Origin of the sequence: Archangium sp., from assembly GCF_036389735.1 — a bacterium.
Lineage (GTDB): Bacteria > Myxococcota > Myxococcia > Myxococcales > Myxococcaceae > Archangium.
The window spans coordinates 1-1,734 of sequence record NZ_DASVWK010000622.1 but is presented as its reverse complement, the minus strand read 5'-3'; the positions used below and the strand labels follow the sequence as shown (position 1 = coordinate 1,734).

Genomic DNA, 1,734 nt, shown 5'->3' with positions numbered 1-1,734 from the left:
GAGAAGGGCGTTCATGATGTCCGCCTCGCTCACGAAGCCCAGCACGTGCTCCTCGGCGTCCGTCACCGGAACGCCGCCGATGTGCCCCCCGGCGAGCAGCTTGGCGATCTCCGAGAGCGGAGTCTCGGGGGAGACGGACTTCACCGGCGCGGTCATGAGGTTGCGAGCGTGACCCTTCATGCCTCCGAGCTTGGGCGCGCGTTGGAAGGTCGTCAATAATGACGTCCATGCCCACCTTCCGACTCAAGAGAGACCAGGCCTCGCTCCTCGTCGTGGACATCCAGGAGCGGCTGTGCGCCGCCATGGAGCGCGAGGCGCTCGACCGCATGCTCAACCGCTCCAACGCCGCCATCGAGGGCGCCCAGGCGCTGGAGCTGCCCGTGCTCGTCACCGAGCAGTACCCCAAGGGGCTGGGGCCCACGCACTCGCTGGTGAAGATGCGGCTGGGCAAATACTCCGCCGTGGAGAAGCTCGAGTTCAGCGCCTGCGTGCCGGACGTGGCCTCGCGGCTGGGCGAGCGCAAGCAGGTCATCCTCATCGGCATGGAGACGCACGTGTGCGTCTTCCAGACGGTGCGCGACCTCGTGGACAAGGGCTTCACCCCGTTCCTCTGCGCGGACGCGGTGATGTCGCGTCACACCGAGGATCGCCGGGTGGGCCTGGAGCTGTGCCGCGAGGCGGGCGCCCACATCGTCACCGTGGAGGCCGCGCTGTTCGACCTGCTCGGGTGCGCGGGCACACCCGAGTTCAAGAAGGTCTCCGCCGCGGTGCGCTGAGTCGCCTCAGCGCACCGTGCCGAACGTGACGAGCTGCCGGATGGTGCGCACGATGATCGCCAGCAGCACCAGCACGCTGGCGAGCACCGTCTGCGAGCCGCCCACGGGGAAGTTGTAGAAGTAGGCGAAGAGGTAGCCGCCCAGCCCCGAGATGGCGCCGACGAGCGTGGCCACCACGAAGGTCCACGGCAGCCGCAGGTCCAGCATCAGCGCGGCGATCGCCGACAGCGTGGAGAAGGCGAACACCGGCAGCGCGCCGAGCGCCCGCGCCGACACGCCCACCATCAGGCCGATGGAGATCATCAACACCGCGTCGAGCATGCGCACCGGCAGTCCCTGCACGTGCGCGCCGATGCGATCGAAGCTGGCGAAGGTGAGGCCGCGGAACCACCACAGGTGGATGAAGAGGATGAGGGCGCCCGCCCACGCGACCGCGAGCAGCTGGGGCCGCTCCACGAGTACCGCCGTGCCGAAGAGGATGCCCTGGATGTCATGGGCCTCCTGGGAGATGCGGTCGCCCACGAGGATGGCCGCGCCGCCCGTGAACGCATAGGCCAGGCCGAGCAGGCTCTCGCGCGTGAGCCGCAGCCGCGCGGGGTCCATCATCAACAGCATCGTGGACACCAGCGCGAGCGCCACCGCGCCCACCGTGGGATCCACGTGCATGCCCAGGTGGATCTCCGCGTAGAAGGCGAGCGCCACGCCCAGACCCGCCGACTGCGTCACCGCGGCGCTGACGAACACCATGCGCCGCAGCACCACGTAGACGCCCAGGAAGCCCAGCACGCTGCCGGCGATGAGCGCGCACAGCATGGGGTCGCGGAACAGCTCGTAGGCGTCCCAGAACTGGGCCCAGGAGGAGGTACTAACCGACTGTGGGTCCACGAGGATGTCCTGAGGGCGGATGACGGGGGCAGTACTCGTCGCCGTACTGTCGGCGGAAGGCAGGATGGCAGAA

3 protein-coding genes are annotated in these 1,734 nt (G+C 68.9%); 1 reads left to right on the top strand and 2 read right to left on the bottom strand.

Going from position 1 to position 1,734, the window contains the following annotated elements; translation table 11 throughout:
- Positions 1-180: CBS domain-containing protein (locus VF794_RS21895; protein WP_331113448.1), on the bottom strand; the 180-nt coding region annotated here is incomplete at its 3' end.
- A gap of 47 nt (positions 181-227) precedes the next feature.
- Between VF794_RS21895 and VF794_RS21890 the strand changes: the two genes are divergently transcribed.
- Entirely contained in the window at positions 228-776 is a 549-nt protein-coding gene (locus tag VF794_RS21890) for an isochorismatase family protein (protein ID WP_331113452.1), read from the top strand.
- Between the two features lie 6 nt (positions 777-782).
- Here VF794_RS21890 and VF794_RS21885 read toward each other — a convergent pair whose 3' ends face one another.
- Positions 783-1,661, bottom strand: a complete 879-nt coding sequence (locus VF794_RS21885) for a metal ABC transporter permease (RefSeq protein WP_414640938.1) — start codon at positions 1,659-1,661, stop codon at positions 783-785.
- Between the last annotated feature and the right edge of the window lie 73 nt (positions 1,662-1,734).